The sequence below is a fragment of the Vibrio sp. NH-7 genome (assembly GCF_053643215.1).
Map to the genome: position 1 here is coordinate 1,905,370 of NZ_CM132187.1, position 19,640 is coordinate 1,925,009.

Sequence of the window (19,640 nt, forward strand, 5' to 3'; positions counted from 1 at the left end):
AAAAATACCAACCTAACCTAGGTTGGTTTTTTTATAGGAGTTTGAGTGCTACTTCACCAATTGTTTGCTTTTCTTGCGATTCTGGCGCTAGGTCCATTTATTTGGTCTGACGTGAAGAACGTGTTTTGGCCAAAGTTTCTTCACGACCGTACTTTTCAGCATCTCACTTTCGCCATGGTTGCCGCGCTCACTCTACTTTGGTCGGCACAAGCAGGCGTCAAAGAAGGGCTATCAATCCACTTTTTAGCCCTGACAACGCTTACCTTAATGTATGGCTGGAAAAATGCGTGCGTGCTCTCTATCGTCGCGACTTCTGCGCTTACCTTCACGACGGATCTAACTTGGTACCAAGTCCCTGAATATCTTATATTCTCATGCTTTTTTCCTATCGCTATCAGCCAACTGGTGTTTCGGTTTAGCTACTGCTATTTACCACGCAATATTTTCGTTTTTATCTTCGTTGCTGGCTTCTTCAATGGCGCTGTAACTGGCTCACTTCACCTGCTCACCAGCGGTGTCTACATATGGCTGCTAGGAAGTCACGATTGGACAACCATCATAGACAACTATCTGGTGTTTATCCCGCTACTCGCCTTTCCTGAAGGGTTGCTCAATGGAATGGCGCTAACCATGTTTGTGGTATTCAAACCTGAGTGGCTGCGCGTTTTTTCCGATCGCGATTACATCTATAACCACTACCACAAAAAATGAGTCATTTTTCGCGGATTCTTTGTACTTTTCATATTAAATATGTGTTGAGATCATGTTTCAGCAATCCACGAACAGATAACCTAAGCACATTAAAAATGTATTAGATTATTTTAGTGAGGCCACCATGGAAATGACTAACGCTCAACGTTTGATCCTTTCGAACCAATACTACCTTATGTCTCAAATGGACCCAGCAAACGCAGCTAAATATCAGCGCTTGCAGACCATTGTTGAGCGCGGGTATGAGCTTCAAATGAGCGAGTTAAATAAAGATTTTGGCTGCTTAAGTGAAGCCGAATGTCGTGAAATCATCGACACAATGGAGATGTATCACGCAATGCAAGAATCAAACAAAATGTTAGATGAAGAAGAGCGCAAAGATGTAGACCAGCGCCGCCTAACTTTCCTAGGTTACGACATTGCGAGTGAGTCTCAGCTAGTAAACTACGTGCGCTTTTTAACCGATTCTGAAGGTCTTTACCCACAGTTTGACAAAGGTGACCATCACTTCAACGCGCAAATGCCAATGCAAGAGAAGTATCGCCGTATGCTTGCAACATGGCGCAATTGCCCTCGCCAATACCATTTGTGCGCAAACGAGTTAAAGCAAATTTTTAACGCTTAACCTAACGCACAAAGAAAAGGGACCGAACGGTCCCTTTTTTGATCTCTGTTAGCTGAGTTTAAAAGTCGCCACTTTGGCAACGAGCTCCTCTGCTTGGCTCCGAACTTGATGAGCCCCTTCTGAGCTTTGGTTCGCACCCACCACCAATTGATCAGCCACGTCTTTGATAGAAGTGATGTTCTGAGTAATTTCACTGGTGACATGCGTTTGCTCTTCAGCCGCTGTCGCTATTTGAGTGGCCATGTCGCTGATTAATGTCACCGCTGAGTTAATCTCACCCAAAGCGGCGGAAGCCTTGTCCGCATCTTCAACCGACATCCCAGCAAGTTCGCCACTGCTTTCCATGATGGATACAGCCTGAGCCGTTGTGTCTTGCAATACGGCGATGGTGTTTTTGATTTCTTCCGTTGAGGAATGAGTTCGCTGCGACAACACGCGCACTTCATCGGCCACCACGGCAAAGCCTCTGCCCTGCTCACCCGCTCGCGCGGCTTCAATGGCTGCGTTCAACGCAAGTAAGTTGGTCTGTTCAGCAATACCTTGAATTGTAGACAGCACGGTTGAGATTTCTTGGCCGTGTCGCTCCAAAGCGCCCACTACCTGACGAGCTGACTCCAGTTCAATCGCTAGTTTATTGATTGAACCTTTCGTGTTCTCAACGAGAAGGTGCCCGTTATCGGTGCTCAAAGTAGAGTCTTGAGCAGCTTGTGCGGTACGCTCAGCATGCGAGGCAATCTCTTGTGTCGCGCTCGCAAGTTCAGTTACCGCTGTCGCAACCATAGTGATTTCTTGTTGCTGATGATGAATTTCATCAACCGAACGATTCGAACGCTGGGTACTGAGCTCTGATTGCTCCGTTAACTGGTAAGACTGCTCGCGGATATGGCCAATCAATTGCTGTAAGCTGCCGACAAAGACGTTAAAGTTATGCGCCAACTTACCCACTTCATCGTTAGATTCCACATCGATTCTTTGAGTCAAATCACCGCTACCATTCGCTATCTGCTCAAGTGCGTTAGAAACATTAGTCAGCGGGCGGAACAAGATGGTACACAAGATGTTAAACAGTAGTGTACACACGACAACCACAATCCCCGTCACTAATAGCTGCCCCCAAACAGCACCAAACAAAGGTGCGACTAACGAGTCATAGTTCACAACGATCACCGTCGTAAGACCCGTCGAGCCAATCTCATTGGCATAAACCACAGACTCCTCGCCCAAAACTGTCACAAAGATGTCATGACCAGTGCTGACCGCTTTGCGAATGGTGGCCTCATCTAAACCCAAACGCGTTACGGATTCATTAAGAAGCGACGTATCCTGATGAGCAAACAGATTGCCTTGTTTATTCGCGATGAACATGTATCCGTCGCCAGGCAAAATGACCTTTTCCATGCCACCCAAAATATCGGTAATTTCAACGTCCGCGCCAAGTACAACCTGCTCCCCATGTAAGTTAAGCGCTTTACCCAAAGAGACGACATTTGCGCCGGTCGCTGCGGCAACCGTTGGGTTATCCATAAACACTTTTGCCGGCTGCTTTACCGCGTTTTGATACCAACCCCACTTCCTAGGGTCATCGTTGCCTGGCGGTAACACGACCCCATTCGCGTTGTTCTGGCTCCCATCAGGGTAAGCTATGAACACATTGTCAAAGCCGGCAGAATCCTTTACTTGCTTTAAATGAGTGACTATAGATTCTTTTTTCGACTCTTGAGAAAGGGAAGTTAAAGCGCGTTCTTTAGATGTAATCCAGTCCGCCACATATTGATTGTAAGATGACGCCGTGCTCTCTAAACGCTGCTCAACCTCAATATTGAGGCGATCAAGCGATGCTTTGAAAGACAAACCTTCGACCAATAGTCCCCCGACTACGATGGCAACACTCGCGGATATGGCGAGCTTATTCTTCAGTGATAATTTATTTAGCATGATTCATTCGCTATTCGTTCTAGTTATTTAATAAACTTATTAAAAGTCACAGACATTATATTTTGAGGTTAGAAATAAATAATGATCTGGCTCGAAAGTTTGCAAAACAAAGCTTGGCTATTTTGAGATAACGTTCAGTGAAAACGTGTGCACACTCAGTGTAGCAGCTAATCAGACTCATAAGCATGTCCTTCCCAGCGCTATTTTTTACCTACCATTTTCACCCTACGAATGAGTTCGAGTGACATATTTGGCTACTTTATACGTAAGTAATCTCAGTAATGTAGAGAGACGCAACTGCATTTTGCTTTTCATCACAATTTGCAATTAAACACATATTTTTTAAGCAAAATTCTAAAAAGCAACTAGGCTTAAATTAGAAAGGATTTTGCTTTTCTATGCGGGTTTATTGTCAATTTGACAGGTTCAAAGGGGAATTCATTATGAGTATTTTCGACCATTTCCAAGCACGCTATGAAGCTTCCAAGGATGAACAATTGTCCCTACAAGATTTTCTTAGCCTATGTAAAGATGACAAAAGCGCTTACGCTAACGCAGCAGAGCGACTGTTGATGGCGATTGGCGAACCAGAGATCATCGATACCGCCCAAGATCCTCAACTTAGTCGTATTTTCTCCAACCGCGTCATCTCACGCTACGACACATTCAAAGATTTCTATGGTATGGAAGAAGCGATCGAACAAATCGTCTCCTACCTAAAACATGCGGCGCAAGGCCTAGAAGAACGCAAACAAATTCTCTACCTATTGGGCCCTGTGGGCGGTGGTAAATCGTCACTTGCCGAAAAACTCAAAGCCTTGATGCAACAAGTCCCTATCTATGTGCTTTCTGCAAATGGGGAACGCAGCCCCGTCAATGACCATCCATTCTGTCTGTTTGACGTAAACGAAGACGGCGAACTGTTGAAACAAGAGTACGGCATCGAAAAACGTTACCTACGCTCAATCATGTCACCTTGGGCAGCGAAACGTCTTCATGAATTCGGTGGTGACATCTCGAAATTCAAGGTGGTGAAAGTACGTCCTTCGATCCTTGACCAACTTGCAATTGCGAAAACAGAGCCCGGCGATGAAAACAACCAAGACATCTCTTCATTGGTAGGTAAAGTGGACATTCGCCAACTGGAGCATTTCTCGCAAGATGACCCAGATGCCTACAGCTACTCAGGTGCGCTGTGTCGAGCTAACCAAGGCTTAATGGAGTTTGTCGAGATGTTTAAAGCGCCTATCAAGGTGCTACACCCTCTACTTACGGCTACGCAAGAAGGCAACTACAACGGGACCGAAGGTCTCTCTGCCCTACCGTTTGATGGTATGATTTTAGCGCACTCTAACGAATCCGAATGGCAAACTTTCCGCAACAATAAGAATAACGAAGCCTTCCTAGACCGTGTTTACATCGTAAAAGTGCCTTACTGTCTACGCGTTTCTGAAGAAGTAAAAATTTACCAGAAATTGCTCGACCACTCAGAGCTGTCCAAAGCGCCTTGCTCCCCTAGCACGCTCGAGCTTCTGTCTCAATTCAGTATCTTGTCGCGCCTAAAAGAACCTGAAAACTCATCCATCTTCTCGAAGATGCGTGTTTACGATGGTGAAACACTAAAAGACACCGACCCTAAAGCGAAAAGCTACCAAGAGTACCGAGACTTCGCTGGCGTTGATGAGGGCATGTCTGGTCTCTCTACCCGTTTCGCGTTTAAGATTCTTTCTCGCGTATTCAACTTCGACCAAACCGAAGTCGCTGCTAACCCTGTTCATCTTTTCTACGTCATCGAACAGCAAATTGAGCGTGAACAGTTCCCTCAAGAAACGGCTGAGAAATACCTAGAATTCTTGAAAGGTTACTTAGTGCCTCGCTATGTCGAATTCATCGGTAAAGAGATTCAAACGGCCTACTTAGAGTCATACTCTGAGTACGGACAAAACATCTTTGATCGTTACGTCACCTATGCAGATTTCTGGATTCAAGACCAAGAATACCGTGATCCAGAAACAGGCCAGCTATTTGATCGCTCTGCGTTGAACAATGAGTTAGAGAAAATCGAAAAAACCGCGGGAATCAGCAATCCTAAGGATTTCCGAAATGAAATCGTCAACTTTGTGCTCCGTGCTCGCGCTAACAACAACGGTCAAAATCCTGTTTGGACTAGCTACGAGAAACTACGCACGGTTATCGAGAAGAAGATGTTCTCTAACACTGAAGAGCTATTGCCAGTGATTTCCTTTAACGCCAAAACTTCGTCTGAAGATCAAAAGAAACACGACGACTTTGTCGCTCGTATGATGGAGAAAGGGTATACCGAGAAACAAGTGCGTCTGTTGTCTGAGTGGTACTTGCGCGTACGTAAGTCTTCTTAAAACAACGATGCAGCCAAATCCTTCACCAATTGAAGGATGCCAATGACTTACCTGCCAGACAACATCTGGCAGGCATTTGGATGCAAGATAGATTCGTTGAAGCTTATTGTTTCACGGTGCAGATAAGGGGTGACTCATGGCGCAATTTATTGACCGAAGACTGAACGGCAAGAATAAAAGTGCTGTAAACCGCCAGCGCTTTTTACGCCGACATAAAGAGCAGATTAAAGAATCTGTTGCAGACGCGGTGAATCGCCGCTCCATTACCAATACAGAGACCGGCGAAGACGTCTCTATTCCTCACAAAGACATCAAAGAACCCGTGTTTCATCAAGGTAAAGGCGGGTTAAAAGAGCGCGTTCATCCCGGCAATGATCAGTTCATTACCGGTGATAAAATTGAACGTCCAAAAGGAGGTGGTCAAGGAGGAGGTTCGGGCGAAGGCGAGGCTAGCCCCGATGGCGAGGGGCAAGATGAATTTGTATTTCAAATATCTAAGGATGAGTACCTAGATATTCTCTTTGAAGACCTCGAATTACCTAACCTAGAAAAGAATCAAATCGCAAAAATTACCGAATGGAAAACGCACCGAGCGGGTTACCAAACCGCAGGTGTTCCAGCCAATATTGCGATCGTAAAATCACTTCAGCAATCCCTAGCGCGTCGAACCGCAATGACAGCTGGTAAGCGAAGAATGCTCAGAGAGTTGGAAGAAGAACTCGATAAAGTCAAAATGAGCGAACCCGCTCAACTTCTAGAAGAGCAACGTTTACAAGACGAAATCAAAGCGCTGCGACACAAAATCGATACAGTGCCCTTTATTGATACCTTCGATCTGCGCTTTAAGAACTATGAGCGAAGACCAATTCCATCTAGCCAAGCGGTCATGTTCTGCTTAATGGACGTATCGGGTTCAATGGACCAAGCAACAAAAGACATCGCAAAACGGTTTTACGTACTGCTTTATCTATTCCTCACCCGAACCTACGAAAATGTCGAAGTGGTTTTCATCCGCCACCATACACAAGCGAAAGAAGTCGATGAACATGAGTTCTTTTATTCGCAAGAGACAGGGGGAACCATTGTCTCCAGTGCACTTAAGTTGATGAACGAGATCGTCGCTGAACGCTTCCCTGTCGGTGAATGGAACATTTATGCCGCGCAAGCCTCAGATGGCGATAACTGGGCGGACGATTCGCCTCGCTGTCGTGAACTGCTGACGAAAAAACTACTACCTAACTGTCAATACTACTCGTACATCGAAATTACTCGACGCTCGCATCAAACCTTGTGGCATGAGTATGAAAAACTCGCAGGAGACTTTCCGAATTTCGCGATGAAAAACATTCGTGCGGTTGAGGACATTTTCCCTGTATTCCGCGAGCTGTTCCAAAAAGAGACCGCTTAGGGGGCAATATGACTACCAAGACAAAAAAGCCAACAAAAAGCAAAGCGCTGCCTGACGGCCCAGATTGGACGTTTGAATTACTTGACCGCTACCACAAAGAGATAAAACGTGTTGCGGATCATTACAGGCTTGACGCATACCCGAACCAAATTGAAGTCATCACTTCTGAACAAATGATGGATGCGTACTCAAGTATTGGTATGCCAATCAACTACAACCATTGGTCATTTGGTAAGAAGTTCATTCAAACGGAGCAAGGCTACAAACATGGTCAGATGGGTCTTGCGTATGAAATCGTCATTAATTCCAATCCTTGTATTGCCTACCTGATGGAAGAAAACACCGTGACCATGCAAGCGCTTGTCATGGCACACGCTTGCTACGGCCACAATTCATTCTTCAAAGGCAATTACCTTTTCCAAACTTGGACTGATGCCAGCTCAATTATCGATTACCTTCTGTTCGCCAAAAAGTACATTGCTGAGTGTGAGCAAAAATATGGAGAGAAAGAGGTCGAAGAGTTACTCGATTCTTGCCATGCGCTGATGAATTTTGGTGTCGATCGTTACAAGCGACCTGAAAAGATCTCAATCGCAGAGGAGAAATCTCGACAAGAAGAACGCGAAGCGTATTTGCAATCTCAAGTGAATGATCTTTGGCGCACGGTACCAAAATCGACGGTCGAGCAAGAAGATCAAAAGGTTCGTTTCCCAAGTGAGCCTCAAGAGAACATTCTCTACTTTATCGAGAAACATGCGCCACTGCTTGAATCTTGGCAGCGCGAGATTGTGCGTATTGTGCGCAAGATAAGCCAATACTTCTATCCACAGAAACAAACTCAGGTGATGAACGAAGGCTGGGCGACGTTTTGGCACTACACCATCCTCAATCATCTCTATGACGAAGGATTAGTGACGGATAGATTTATCTTAGAGTTTCTTCACAGCCATACTGGTGTGGTTGCTCAGCCTCCATACAATAGCCCGTACTTCAGTGGTATTAACCCTTATGCTTTGGGCTTCGCCATGTTTAGGGATATTCGACGAATTTGTGAAGAGCCAACCGACGAAGACAGAGAGTGGTTCCCTGAATTGGCTGGGACAGACTGGTTAGATGCTGTTCACTTTGCAATGCAAAACTTCAAAGATGAGAGCTTCATCAGTCAATATCTGTCTCCGAAGCTGATGCGAGATTTTAAGCTGTTTGCCATCGTCGATGATGATCGCAAGAACTATATCGAGGTCGCTGCGATTCATAACGACTCGGGCTACCGCGCGATCCGCGAGAAACTCGCCGCTCAGTACAACCTGAGCAATCTAGAGCCGAATATCCAAGTGTTTAACGTTGATGTGCGAGGCGACCGCTCCTTAACGCTCCAATATGTGCCACACGATCGCATTCCTCTAGATGAGAGCTACGATGAAGTGCTCAAACACCTGTATCGACTATGGGGCTTTGACATTATTTTGGAAGAGGTAAAAGAGACCGGGAGACGAGAAATTCTCAGCACTTGCCCTAAACGTAATGATTATGACGCGAAGATTTAATCAATCTCCATGACTAAAGGCCGGCGACGGCCTTTTTTATTGGCTGGAAAGTACACCTTCGATAAAGGCCGATTTTTTATCTCGATAAGCGTTTGCTTCCAACCCTTCACACTCGCGTTTTAAAGAATTGTATTCAGCTACCAACGAAGAATTTTCTCTCAATTTGTCTCGAAAGGTTAGAAAGCATTCCAACTCAGACCCTAACTCGACCACTTGTAAGGCAACGTCTTGCTCGTTTGTTGATTCCAACATGCAAAGTTGATGAGTACGGAGTGTGTCTCGTTTCTCCTCAAACCCAAGCTGTTTCAGCGCAGTAACTGAACGCTCCAGTTCCTGTTTGTCGACACCAACAAAAATGTCCAGATCTCCTTTAGAGACCGCCTGTGGAATCGATGATGCCCCAACGTGCTCTACTCGCGCATTAGGTAGCAGAGTTTTAATTTTAGACCTGTAGGCTTGGTACATTGCTTCACAGTGACTTTGATAGGCTTCAGGAGGCAAAAACTTCATCATTTTATCGACCCTTGATAAGCAAAAAGCGCCTGATGAATATCAACAGACGCTTTCTTAATTCTGACTACTATCGACGAGCGATGAGTTCTCTCACCACTTCCAAGTCTTCTGGGGTGTCAACGCCAGCAGCCGGCGATTCCTTCGCAACTTCGACATGGATTTTTACACCATACCAAAGAACACGCAGTTGCTCTAAGCACTCAATTTTTTCAAGCGCTGTCGGCTGCCAATTGATGTAGGTATTAATAAACCCGGCTCGGTACGCGTAGATTCCAATGTGACGCATGAGCGGCTGCTTAATCACTTTATTTTCAGCGGCAAAGCTATCGCGATCCCAAGGAATCGTGGCTCGACTAAAGTACATGGCATAGCCATCTTTATCCGTCAGAACCTTGACTGCATTGGGGTTAAAGACTTCTGCCTCATCTTCAATTTCAACCGCCAGTGTTGCCATAGGCGCGCTGCAGTTGGCCAAATTATCAGCCACCTGACGAATAATGCTCGGTGGGATTAGAGGCTCATCACCTTGGACATTCACAACGATGTGATCATCAGGAATCGCCATTAGCTCGACAACTTCCGCTAAGCGTTCAGTGCCGGATTCGTGATTCGGCGATGTCATGCAAACTTGGCCGCCAAACCCTTGAACTGCACTCTCGACGCGCTTATCGTCCGTCGCAATAATAACGTTCTCAGCACCCGCTTGAATAGCCTGCTCATACACCCACTGGATCATTGGTTTCCCGCCGATATCTGCCAGTGGTTTACCTGGTAAGCGCGTCGATTGATAACGCGCAGGAATGACGACAGTAAACGACATTAACGCCCCTCATCCATACTCATTTGACGAGCCTCTGGCTCAAGTAACACAGGAATCCCTTCTTTAATAGGGTAAGCTAAGCGGTCCAGCTTACAGATCAACTCTTGCTTGTCCTTATCAAAAGTTAACTTACCTTTACATACTGGACATGCCACGATTTCAAGCAGACGGTGATCCATACGTTTCCTTAACCTCTTTTATTTTATTCAAAATGCGACTCCTGTCTGCGGAAGAGAAACAGGCGGTTACGGGTAAGTACCACCAATTTTCTTTCGCATAGTGGGCGCATTTTACTGCATCTTTTTCTGTCATTATAAGATGATCGCCTCGGTTGGCGAGAGCATCTAACTCTGACTGTTCAAAATCTTTATGATCCGCAAATCCTTGCGTGTAGACAAGTTTTGCATCAAGTTGCTTTAGCGTAGTAAAAAACCTAGGAGGGTGACCAATTCCCGCCATTGCAACCAGCTTGTCTAGCGCTGCGACTTGCTCACTTTGGCCGCTATTTAGGTTGACGGCATTCGCTGGTTCAAGCGTCATCGATATCTCACCATACTTGGCTTCACCGCCATTCGTGATGATAAAATCGACTTGCTTGAGGCGTTCGGTGCCTTCTCTTAGCGGCCCTAAGGGAATCAAAGATTCATTACCAAAACGGCGCTTCCCATCCACAACCACAATCTCTATATCGCGTTGCAGTGCATAATGTTGAAGCCCATCATCCGTGATAATGATATCGACCCCTAATGGCAACAGCGCTTTGACAGCATCACTTCGCACAGGTGAGACAGCAACCGGCGTTCCTGTCCGTTTCTGGATAAGCTTCGGCTCATCCCCACAGTGTCGTGTAGAAGTGGCATCATCAACAACCAAAGGATAATGGGGAGCTTTCGCCCCATATCCGCGTGAGACAACACCAGGCTGGAATCCCATAGCTTGCAGTTGCTCAACCAACCAAATAACCACCGGTGTTTTACCATTACCACCAGCGGTTATGTTGCCCACAACAACGACAGGAACAGGTGCACGATAACTTGGCTTTTGACCTGACTCAAATTTGGACCTTCTCGCACCACTAATTGCAGAAAACAGCAAGCTCAATGGCCATAACAATGGCCAGAGTAAATACTTGATCGGGTGATTCTCAAACCAGATTTTTTCAATCACTGGTTAACCACCAAACTGAATTCTATGCAGTTGAGCGTACGCCCCATCCTTTTCGATGAGCGTCTGATGATCACCACGTTCTACGATTTCGCCTTCATCAACCACTAGGATTTCATCCGCTTTCTCGATAGTCGACAATCGGTGGGCAATAACGAGAACCGTCTTGTTCTTTTGCAACTCATCCAATGCTGATTGAATCGCTTTTTCAGACTCGGTATCCAAGGCCGAGGTTGCTTCGTCAAGAATCAGAACTGGAGCATCTCGTAGCAAGGCACGTGCAATCGCAATACGTTGACGTTGACCACCAGAAAGGCTTGCACCATTCTCGCCGACCATAGTATCCAAACCTTCATCGAGCTTATCAATGAAGTCCATCGCGTGCGCAAGTTTTGCTGCGTGCTCAATTTGCTCGCGGCTATACTCTCCGTTTGTCGCATACGCGATATTATTGGCGATGGTATCGTTGAATAGGTGGACGTTTTGTGACACGAGTGCGAAATGGGAACGCAAGTTACTGAGTGTGTAGTCACGAATGTCATGACCATCAAGCAAAATACTGCCAGAGTCATAGTCATAGAACCGAGTAAACAAGTTGGCGATGGTACTCTTACCCGAACCCGATCGCCCAACAAGTGCTACGGTCTTGCCCTGTGGAATCTTAAAGCTGACATGATTTAACGCGGGCTTCTCTTTACCGAGATATGTAAAGGTCACATCTTTAACTTCAACGTCGCCGCGAACTTTAGTGGCTTCGTACTGACCCTTATCAACCTCGGTGTCCATATCCATCAAGGCAAATAACGTCTGGCTCGCTGCCATACCGCGCTGAAACTGTGAAACCACATTGGTGATTGCTTTCAGAGGGCGCATCAAGCCGAACATCGCAGAGAAAATTACCGTGAATGTACCTGGTGTGAGTTGGTTACGGATCTCATCGAAACTTGCAAGGAAAAGCACAGCAACCAAGGCGAGAGATGCGATCATTTGAGTCACTGGGTTCGCAATCGCATGCGCAGTCACAAACTTCATTGACTGTTGTCGCATTTGGTTACTCACCTTATTGAAGCGCTCACGCTCAATTTCATGACCACCATAGCTCAACACAACCTTGTGACCTTTCAGCATCTGTTCTGCAGACGCTGCGACCTTACCCATCGCCGTTTGCATGTTCTTACTGATTCGACGATAACGCTTCGAAACAATACCAATCACCCAAGCCACGATCGGTGCAACAACGAGCAGCACTAAAGACAACTGCCAACTGTTCCAGAACATTAAAACCAATAGGCCGATGATACTTGCCCCTTCACGGACAATACTCACTAACGCTTTACTGGTTGCTGCTGATACTTGCTCAGAATCATAGGTAATGCGTGATAACAAAGCCCCGGGGGTTTCTTTATCAAAGTAACTCACCGGCATGTGCATGAAGTGATTGAATATCATTCGCCGCATCTGCATGACAACGTTGCCAGACACCCAGCTCAAACAGTAGGTTGAAACAAAACTAGTCACGCCTCGTGCAAACATCACACCGAGGATGATAAGTGGAAGGATTTTAAGGAAATTAGACTCTGCGTTACCAAAACCTTCATCTAATAAAGGCTTTAGCAAAGAAACCATATAAGTATCAGCAACAGCATTCAACACTAATGCTATAACAGCAACAACGAGGCCCTTTTTGTATAAGCGAATATAAGTCCATAGGCGCTTAAAGGTATTCCACGTAGTTTCATCTTTATCGATTGACATAAAACGGCTTATTTTTCTTACAATAATCTTCCTATTCTACTCCCTTGCGTAGCATCTGCCTATACCAAGCTTGGCCTTTACTCTCCCTCAAGTGGACGACATTACGTCCACTTGGATAAAAATCAATCACCACTTGACCAGAGTTTCCGGTATCTATCCAATCCGCACCTTGTTTTCGGTAGCGTTCCACCACTTCTTGATTGGGTAAATTCCAGCGTCCACGATACGAGGTAGAGGCGATAGCCAAATCAGGATTCGCTGCTTGAATAAAAGAGTCCGTTGACGATGTTTTACTGCCGTGATGAGGAACAATCACGATATTGGACGCGAGCGCGTCAGGTTTTCTAATCAACATCCACTCAGCAATTCGCTCTATATCACCAGTAAGCAACACACTTTGTTTGCTCACTTTATGAGTCAACTTGATAACACAAGAGTGCGGATTGTAAGCTCGTTCGACAATTTTGGGAGGCCAGAGCGCTTGTATCTCTAACTCCCCCCATTGCCACGTTTCTCCCACTATGCAGTTGAGACTATTACTCAATGGCTGACTTGCAATTACCCGCTCCGGTTGCCAACGTTGGAGAATCTCCCCTATCCCACCTGCGTGGTCATTGTCAAAATGACTGAGCACAACAATGTCCAGCACCTCAATCCCTTTGGCTTCCATCAGTGGCGTAATCAACTGCTCAGCATAGTTTGACTGTTGCCATGCGGCGCCGGTGTCATAAAGTAGTGCTCGCTCTCCCTGCACGGCCAAAATCGCCAGCCCATGACCCACATCGAGAATGTTCAACTGCCAATCAGGCTTCGGACGCCAAGACACGGCGAATAAAACGAAAGTGAGCGCAACAAGTACGATCCCAAAACGACTCAACCAAGGGAGCATAAAAATAAAACACGCCAACACTATTAGGATAGTGACCTCTTGGCTGGACAGAGAAAACCAGGAATCTCCCGCCCATGCGCTTGACACCACGACGACGGATAACGCCCAATCAACCATTCCCCAAATCGTAGCGTCAACGTAACCAAACAATGAGACCACTGCGGCGATGAACGTGGCTGGCATGACGACAAACGAAAACCATGGGACAAAGACTAAATTGCACCCAATTGCGCTGATGCTTATTCCTCCAAATACCACCGCAACAGGAAGGCTCATGCATATCACGATGAAGGTCTGCATCAGTACATTGTTCACAACACCGTGGTGATAGGTCGAACGAATAGAGAGAAACAGTAGTATCGCAGCCACGGCATACATTGATAACCAAAGGCTTGGGTCCAGAGCAGACTGAGGCCACAGCGTTAATAAAAACGCCAAGACGATTAACCATCGGCTGAGTTTAGAAAGGTGTGTTCGAATTAAAACCTGACTGCACATCAATAAACACATGATCAAAGCTCTTACCGTTGGAATCGAGAATCCAGCAAGGTAGGCATAACCAAATGCAATCACCGCCCCTATAAAAATAGGCGCGTTGGTCATTTTCGGCGAAGCAACTAATAGTAGGCGACCAACGGCCCAACCAAATGAAAACATGATCCCTATATGTAGACCAGATATCGCAACCAGATGACTTAACCCACTGTGCTGCAGTTGTTGATTAACACTGTCAGGAATTTTATCGCGGGAGCCAAAAAGAAGAGCAAGGATCAGACCTTGATTGACAGTAGAGAGTGTATGAGCCGAGATCGTCTGAAACAGCCTTTCCCTCAACGAGCCTTTATCGATAACCCAAAAGCTCGAGCTGTTTTTTATCTTAGCGTGACCAAGGATGCCCTGAGCGTACGCGTAGCGCTCTTTATCAAAACCCGTTTCATTAAATTGCCCGGATATAGGCTGCAAGGATACTTTGCTACTAATAACCTGACCTAAACTTAATGCAATTGGCGACGTAACCCAAACCGTTGGCTGCTCATAGGCGAACAACTTTTCGCCATTAATTGATCTAACCACTGCTGTTCCGTGAAAGCCGTGACTTATTTGTTTAAAAAAGCTGTCAACCTGTGCATTTATGGTAATATCCGAACCTGCTTTAAAAAGCTCATCGGTATTATGGCGGACAAGATTTCCGTGTATCAGCACCACCAAGCAGGCAAGAGATAATCCGAATAAAAAGGAATATTTTCGATTGCACAGCGATAAGGCAATCAAGCCAATACACGGCAATACCCAATACCAGCTTGGCATCCTCGTCCAATACATGGCGGAGACGATAACCAAAGAGTACGAAGCAAGCGTCCAGTAATTTAAGTAGAGAGTCATAGTCCCCAATGCCAAGAAAGTTCATCAAACGCTTTATGCCAGACCACGAAGTCATTAAGCGTCAAAAAGCACTCAAAATCTTTGGCAACGTGCTGTACAACCCCAATCTTTGGTGCCTCAACCGTCGTTCAGCGGCAGGCGCGTTCGCAGTTGGACTATTTATGGCGTTTGTTCCGCTTCCTAGCCAAATGATCATGTCGGCTGGTCTCGCCATTGCGTGTGGTGTCAATCTGCCTCTGTCGGTCGCACTGGTTTGGGTCAGTAACCCAATTACCATGCCGGTCCTTTTCTACTTTGCTTACAAAGTCGGCGCTTGGGTGATGCATGTTCCACCTCAACCGTTCCATTTTGAATTGTCTTGGGAATTTATTCTCCACCAAATGAACACCATTGGTCCCCCGTTTCTACTTGGGTGCCTAATTTGCGGTGTGGTCTCGGCGATAGTTGGATTTTTCGGTATCAAAGCACTTTGGCGATATTCCGTAGTCCGAAGCTGGCAGAAGCGAAAAATAAGATTAGGTGGGCTGTTGAAGAAGTAAAGTGGCGAACCAACACTTTACAGCGACTCACAAAGCCAGATGTAACTGATAAAAATGATATGTATGAAAAAGGACCTTTATGGTCCTTTTTCATTGGAGAACGATTATTTCGAGCTTAGCACCGCAGCGGGGTTTAACTTGCTCGCTCGAGAGGCAGGATACCAAGTGGCCAGTAGGCTAAGAACGATGGCGGTCAGCGACACCAAGATCACATCGGCAAGATTGACCTGAGAAGGTAAAAAATCGACAAAGTAAATGTCTCCCGATAAGAACTGATGACCAATCAAGCCCTCTAATCCTTTTATCAACTCAGTCAAATTGAACGCGATCAATACGCCAATAACACTGCCGACAATACTGCCCAACACGCCGGAAAATACCCCCTGCCAGACAAGGATACGTTTCACTAAACCGTCTGTTGCTCCCATAGTGCGTAAAATCGCGATCTCTGAGGCACGATCTTTCACCGCCATCATTAATGTCGACACGATATTAAAACTTGCCACACCAATAACCAGCACCATCACTAGATACATAATGGTTCTGACCAGTTGAATATCTCGGTAAAGAAATCCATATTTTTGCTGCCAACTACGAAGGTAAACGTACTCATCTAACGTATTTCCTACTTCGCGTATAATTTGGGTTGCATCTAACACATCGGTCACTTTCAGCGCTACTCCCGACACCGCTGAACCCAATTTGGCGTAAAGCTGCGCATCTTCGAGGGGCACCAACGCCAAGCTATGGTCAATCTGGCCATTGAGCGTTAACAATCCAGCGACTTGAACTCGGACGCGTTTTGGGGCTTGCACTTTGGTCGTCGCACCGCTAGTTGGGATCATCAGGGTCATAAAGTCCCCGACATTCACGTTCAACAGGTCTGCAATACCCTTACCCAAAATGACTTGTTTCTTTCCGGGGGTAAACTGCTGCCATACGTCTGAATCAATATAATGACTAAGATTAGACACCTTCGATTCCAGTGTAGGATCAACCCCGCGAACCTCTATCGCTTTAAGCTGTTGCCCTTTTTCCGCCAATGCGGTTAGCTTCACGAACGGCGCCGCCGCTTCCACTTTAGGGTGCAATTGGGACTGTTGAATCACCGATTTCCACTCTTGAATCGGCCCGCGAACCCCTTCAAATTCTCCGTGAGAAATCACCGATAAGACGCGATCTTTTAGCTCTCGCTCAAAGCCGTTCATCGCAGAGAGACCAATAATGATCACAGCGACCCCGACGGTGATACCGATGGTGGAGGACAAAGAAATGAACGACACCATTTTGTTGCGCTGCTTGGCGCGGCTAAATCGGCCACCAATAAAAAGTGATAAAGAAGAGAACAAACTAAGCCTCCTCGACATTGAGCAATAGACCATCTTGCATATGCAGTTGGCGATCCATTTTGCTCGCCAGTTCCCCATCATGCGTCACGACTAAAAAGGCCGTCCCAGACTCTCGATTTAACTCTCGCATCAAATCATAGATAGACAGAGCGGTTTTATGATCCAAATTACCCGTCGGTTCATCGGCAAGAACAAGATCCGGACTGTTCACCAAGGCTCTCGCAATTGCAACACGCTGACGCTCACCGCCAGAAAGCTCGGCAGGTCGATGGTCAACTCGATGACTTAACCCCACTTTTTCCAGCAGTGCTTGCGCTTTAGCTTTTGCATCAGCGACTTTTTCGCCGCCAATCAGCAAAGGCATCGCCACATTTTCAAGGGCACTGAAATCGGCAAGCAGGTGGTGAAACTGATAGACAAAACCCAAGTGGCGGTTACGCAATTTTGCCTGTTTATTTGAACTCAAATTCGCCAGATCTTGACCAAGAAAACTCACGCTGCCTTCTGTTGCATCATCAAGCGCGCCCAATATATGGAGTAACGTACTCTTACCCGATCCCGAAGAACCAATGATTGAAGCCAACTCACCTTTTTTAAGCTCGAAGCTCACGCCTTTTAATACCTGAGTATCCAACGCGCCTTCTCGGTACGTTTTACAAATGTTGTGACACTGAAGAAGGTTACTCATATCTCAAAGCCTCGGCCGGTTTAACAGAAGATGCACGGTAAGAAGGGAACAATGTCGCAAGCAGGCTCAGTGCAATCGCCAACACGACAACGATCGAAATTTGCAAAGGGTTGATTAACACCGGTAACTCGCCACCAACAGAGAAAAGCGCGATCCCTGCGCTCTCCAGTAGTGTGTTCAAATTGGAGGCAAGCAGCACACCTAGACCACCACCAAACAGCGCGCCAATCACGCCACTACTTGCACCTTGTACCATGAAGATGGTCAGCACTTGGTTGTCCGACATGCCTTGGGTTTTGAGTATCGCCACTTCAGATTGTTTCTCCATGACCACCATTATCAGCGCCGAGATAATGTTGAACGCGGCAACGCCAACAATAAGCCCCAGCATCAAACCCATCATATTTTTTTCCATTCTCACGGCTTGGAAAAGTTCACCGCGCTGATCTCGCCAATCTTGCCATTGCCAACCCTCTGGCAATGGTTGATCACTTAACTGCGCCACCACAAAAGGGTCATTGAAGAACAAACGCCAGCCAGTCATAGTGTCGTTTTTCATTCGATTGAGTTTCGCGGCGTCATCGATGTGAGTTAGCATCAATAGCCCATCAACATCAGAGCCTGTGTTGTATATACCCGCAATCGTAAAAATACGTTGGCTAGGCATTCGTCCAAGTGGGGTAAACTGACTAGCACTGGTGACCATCAAGCGCACCTTGTCTCCGACGGAGACGTCCATTGACCGCGCTAAGGTGTGGCCAATGAAAAGCTGATATTGGCCTGCTTCCATCGCAGCAAGTCGGCCTGCAATCATATGGTCTTCTATCGGGTCATGATCGCTCGGTTTAATCCCAATCAAAAGCCCAGCACTAAGTTGCGAAGCGCTTTGGATAACCGCTTCAGATTGCACGATCGGCTCTGGATGTGCCGCTGTAGAGAGCTCAGAGACAAATTCTGGGGCAACACCTTGGCGATGAGTCTTACCATCAACTTCTGATACGATGGCTTGCGGCAATACGCCAAGGATGCGACTCTTGAGCTGAGCTTCAAACCCATTCATAACAGAAAGAACCGTCACCAACGACATCACACCGATCGTGATGCCCGCCGTAGACATATAAGAAACAAATCGACTGAATCTATCGCCGGAGCGCCCTCTTAAGTAACGCAAGCCGATAAAGGCTGAAACCGGATGAAACATAAAATAAACCAATAATGTTTGATAGCGGGTAATGTACCGATTTATCGCTCTGGGTTGTAGCCCTTAATTGCTAATAAGTCGTCAAAATATGTGATAAACAATGACATACCTTGATTACTTGCGTGGTATGACGATAATCAAGGTGTTAGTTAAAGGAAACTCAGAATGCCTGATCAAGAATATTTCACCGTTCATCATCGAATGACGGTTAACGTAGAGCCGTTAGCACAAGGGCAACCCCTGCCAACTTATGAACAATTTGAGAGTGAAATTCCCGCGCCGTTTTTGGTCGCCAGCGAATTCAGTCAACTTGATTTACTCAACGACAGCGCCCGTTCTGAGCTAAACAACAGTGACTTTAAACACGTCATCGAACTTCTCGATACCCAAAATTCAAAGCTAAACTTGCTTCTCACGTTTATGCTCTCCCAGCAAGATAACGAAACTTACCGCCACCAAACTGTCTCCTTTGGCGCGAGCTTATTTCGTTATCTCACTCCCACGCCACTGAGCGTCGATCAGACCGTGAGAGCCAAGCTATTTTTGGATCATCCTGCCGCAGCGATATACAGTTATGGCCATGTTGTAGAGTGCGAAGCGCAAGATGAGCAGTTTTTAGTCACCATTAAATATGACCGCTTACGTGATATAGACGAAGATCTATTAATCAAAGCCGCACTCTATCAGCAGCAAAAAATGCTGCGTCAGCGTTCACTGAATCGAGACAAATAAACA

Annotated in this window: 17 protein-coding genes; 7 read left to right on the forward strand and 10 right to left on the reverse strand. The window is 46.2% G+C overall.

From position 1 onward, the window contains the following. Positions 1–45: 45 nt before the first annotated feature. Entirely contained in the window at positions 46–711 is a 666-nt protein-coding gene (locus ACUALS_RS08760; protein WP_038213734.1) for an energy-coupling factor ABC transporter permease, read from the forward strand. Positions 712–835: 124 nt separating this feature from the next. Further along, positions 836–1,336, forward strand: a complete 501-nt coding sequence (locus ACUALS_RS08765) for a YfbU family protein (RefSeq protein WP_038191170.1) — start codon at positions 836–838, stop codon at positions 1,334–1,336. 48 nt (positions 1,337–1,384) lie between these two features. Here the strand turns inward: ACUALS_RS08765 and ACUALS_RS08770 are convergent, their stop codons facing one another. Then, a complete protein-coding gene (locus ACUALS_RS08770; protein ID WP_331402661.1) occupies positions 1,385–3,271 on the reverse strand; it encodes a methyl-accepting chemotaxis protein in 1,887 nt (628 codons plus the stop codon). A 443-nt stretch (positions 3,272–3,714) separates the two neighbouring features. Between ACUALS_RS08770 and ACUALS_RS08775 the strand changes: the two genes are divergently transcribed. The 3 genes from ACUALS_RS08775 to ACUALS_RS08785 all read left to right on the forward strand — a co-directional run bounded on the left by ACUALS_RS08775 (position 3,715) and on the right by ACUALS_RS08785 (position 8,604). Beyond that, on the forward strand, positions 3,715–5,649 hold the full coding sequence (locus tag ACUALS_RS08775) for a PrkA family serine protein kinase (RefSeq protein WP_005474957.1): 1,935 nt from the start codon (positions 3,715–3,717) through the stop codon (positions 5,647–5,649). A gap of 136 nt (positions 5,650–5,785) precedes the next feature. After that, a complete protein-coding gene (locus ACUALS_RS08780; protein ID WP_038134213.1) occupies positions 5,786–7,057 on the forward strand; it encodes a YeaH/YhbH family protein in 1,272 nt (423 codons plus the stop codon). An 8-nt stretch (positions 7,058–7,065) separates the two neighbouring features. After that, entirely contained in the window at positions 7,066–8,604 is a 1,539-nt protein-coding gene (locus ACUALS_RS08785) for a SpoVR family protein (RefSeq protein WP_038134212.1), read from the forward strand. Between the two features lie 36 nt (positions 8,605–8,640). Here ACUALS_RS08785 and ACUALS_RS08790 read toward each other — a convergent pair whose 3' ends face one another. The 6 genes from ACUALS_RS08790 to ACUALS_RS08815 form a co-directional block, all read right to left on the reverse strand. Further along, a complete protein-coding gene (locus ACUALS_RS08790) occupies positions 8,641–9,114 on the reverse strand; it encodes a GrpB family protein (protein WP_454449244.1) in 474 nt (157 codons plus the stop codon). Between the two features lie 70 nt (positions 9,115–9,184). Then, complete coding sequence (kdsB, locus tag ACUALS_RS08795; RefSeq protein ID WP_454448198.1) at positions 9,185–9,937, reverse strand: 3-deoxy-manno-octulosonate cytidylyltransferase; 753 nt, start codon at positions 9,935–9,937, stop codon at positions 9,185–9,187. After that, positions 9,937–10,116, reverse strand: coding sequence for a Trm112 family protein (locus tag ACUALS_RS08800; protein ID WP_005474972.1), 180 nt, complete (start codon positions 10,114–10,116; stop codon positions 9,937–9,939). Before ACUALS_RS08800 ends, kdsB begins: the two co-directional genes overlap by 1 nt. Further along, the gene (lpxK, locus tag ACUALS_RS08805) at positions 10,097–11,104 is read right to left on the reverse strand and encodes a tetraacyldisaccharide 4'-kinase (protein WP_454448199.1); all 1,008 of its coding nucleotides are present in this window, start codon (positions 11,102–11,104) and stop codon (positions 10,097–10,099) included. Before lpxK ends, ACUALS_RS08800 begins: the two co-directional genes overlap by 20 nt. A 3-nt stretch (positions 11,105–11,107) precedes the next feature. Continuing rightward, a complete protein-coding gene (gene msbA, locus ACUALS_RS08810) occupies positions 11,108–12,856 on the reverse strand; it encodes a lipid A ABC transporter ATP-binding protein/permease MsbA (protein WP_454448200.1) in 1,749 nt (582 codons plus the stop codon). 31 nt (positions 12,857–12,887) lie between these two features. Beyond that, the gene (locus ACUALS_RS08815; RefSeq protein WP_454449245.1) at positions 12,888–15,032 is read right to left on the reverse strand and encodes a DNA internalization-related competence protein ComEC/Rec2; all 2,145 of its coding nucleotides are present in this window, start codon (positions 15,030–15,032) and stop codon (positions 12,888–12,890) included. A 104-nt stretch (positions 15,033–15,136) separates the two neighbouring features. Between ACUALS_RS08815 and ACUALS_RS08820 the strand changes: the two genes are divergently transcribed. Then, the gene (locus tag ACUALS_RS08820; protein ID WP_005474996.1) at positions 15,137–15,667 is read left to right on the forward strand and encodes a DUF2062 domain-containing protein; all 531 of its coding nucleotides are present in this window, start codon (positions 15,137–15,139) and stop codon (positions 15,665–15,667) included. 104 nt (positions 15,668–15,771) lie between these two features. On the opposite strand, the gene lolE is transcribed toward ACUALS_RS08820, so the two are convergent. The 3 genes from lolE to lolC are packed head-to-tail and all read right to left on the reverse strand — an operon-like array spanning position 15,772 to position 18,905. After that, entirely contained in the window at positions 15,772–17,016 is a 1,245-nt protein-coding gene (gene lolE, locus ACUALS_RS08825) for a lipoprotein-releasing ABC transporter permease subunit LolE (protein ID WP_454448201.1), read from the reverse strand. A 1-nt stretch (position 17,017) separates the two neighbouring features. Continuing rightward, on the reverse strand, positions 17,018–17,704 hold the full coding sequence (gene lolD, locus ACUALS_RS08830; RefSeq protein ID WP_005474933.1) for a lipoprotein-releasing ABC transporter ATP-binding protein LolD: 687 nt from the start codon (positions 17,702–17,704) through the stop codon (positions 17,018–17,020). Further along, positions 17,697–18,905: a lipoprotein-releasing ABC transporter permease subunit LolC gene (gene lolC, locus ACUALS_RS08835; RefSeq protein WP_331399664.1), complete on the reverse strand. Its 1,209-nt coding sequence runs from the start codon at positions 18,903–18,905 to the stop codon at positions 17,697–17,699. The genes lolD and lolC overlap by 8 nt, the downstream gene beginning before the upstream one ends. A gap of 165 nt (positions 18,906–19,070) precedes the next feature. On the opposite strand from lolC, the gene ACUALS_RS08840 reads away from it, so the two are divergent. Then, the gene (locus tag ACUALS_RS08840; RefSeq protein ID WP_454448202.1) at positions 19,071–19,637 is read left to right on the forward strand and encodes a PilZ domain-containing protein; all 567 of its coding nucleotides are present in this window, start codon (positions 19,071–19,073) and stop codon (positions 19,635–19,637) included. Positions 19,638–19,640 lie beyond the last annotated feature (3 nt).

Bases quoted from the DNA above. Each gene is read 5' to 3' on its own strand.
- ACUALS_RS08820 (WP_005474996.1), top strand. From the start codon at position 15,137: ATGCCAAGAAAGTTCATCAAACGCTTTATGCCAGACCACGAAGTCATT.
- lolC (WP_331399664.1), bottom strand. From the start codon at position 18,905: ATGTTTCATCCGGTTTCAGCCTTTATCGGCTTGCGTTACTTAAGAGGG.
- lolD (WP_005474933.1), bottom strand. From the start codon at position 17,704: ATGAGTAACCTTCTTCAGTGTCACAACATTTGTAAAACGTACCGAGAA.
- ACUALS_RS08785 (WP_038134212.1), top strand. From the start codon at position 7,066: ATGACTACCAAGACAAAAAAGCCAACAAAAAGCAAAGCGCTGCCTGAC.
- ACUALS_RS08790 (WP_454449244.1), bottom strand. From the start codon at position 9,114: ATGAAGTTTTTGCCTCCTGAAGCCTATCAAAGTCACTGTGAAGCAATG.
- kdsB (WP_454448198.1), bottom strand. From the start codon at position 9,937: ATGTCGTTTACTGTCGTCATTCCTGCGCGTTATCAATCGACGCGCTTA.
- ACUALS_RS08840 (WP_454448202.1), top strand. From the start codon at position 19,071: ATGCCTGATCAAGAATATTTCACCGTTCATCATCGAATGACGGTTAAC.
- ACUALS_RS08770 (WP_331402661.1), bottom strand. From the start codon at position 3,271: ATGCTAAATAAATTATCACTGAAGAATAAGCTCGCCATATCCGCGAGT.
- ACUALS_RS08800 (WP_005474972.1), bottom strand. From the start codon at position 10,116: ATGGATCACCGTCTGCTTGAAATCGTGGCATGTCCAGTATGTAAAGGT.
- msbA (WP_454448200.1), bottom strand. From the start codon at position 12,856: ATGTCAATCGATAAAGATGAAACTACGTGGAATACCTTTAAGCGCCTA.
- ACUALS_RS08780 (WP_038134213.1), top strand. From the start codon at position 5,786: ATGGCGCAATTTATTGACCGAAGACTGAACGGCAAGAATAAAAGTGCT.
- ACUALS_RS08765 (WP_038191170.1), top strand. From the start codon at position 836: ATGGAAATGACTAACGCTCAACGTTTGATCCTTTCGAACCAATACTAC.
- ACUALS_RS08775 (WP_005474957.1), top strand. From the start codon at position 3,715: ATGAGTATTTTCGACCATTTCCAAGCACGCTATGAAGCTTCCAAGGAT.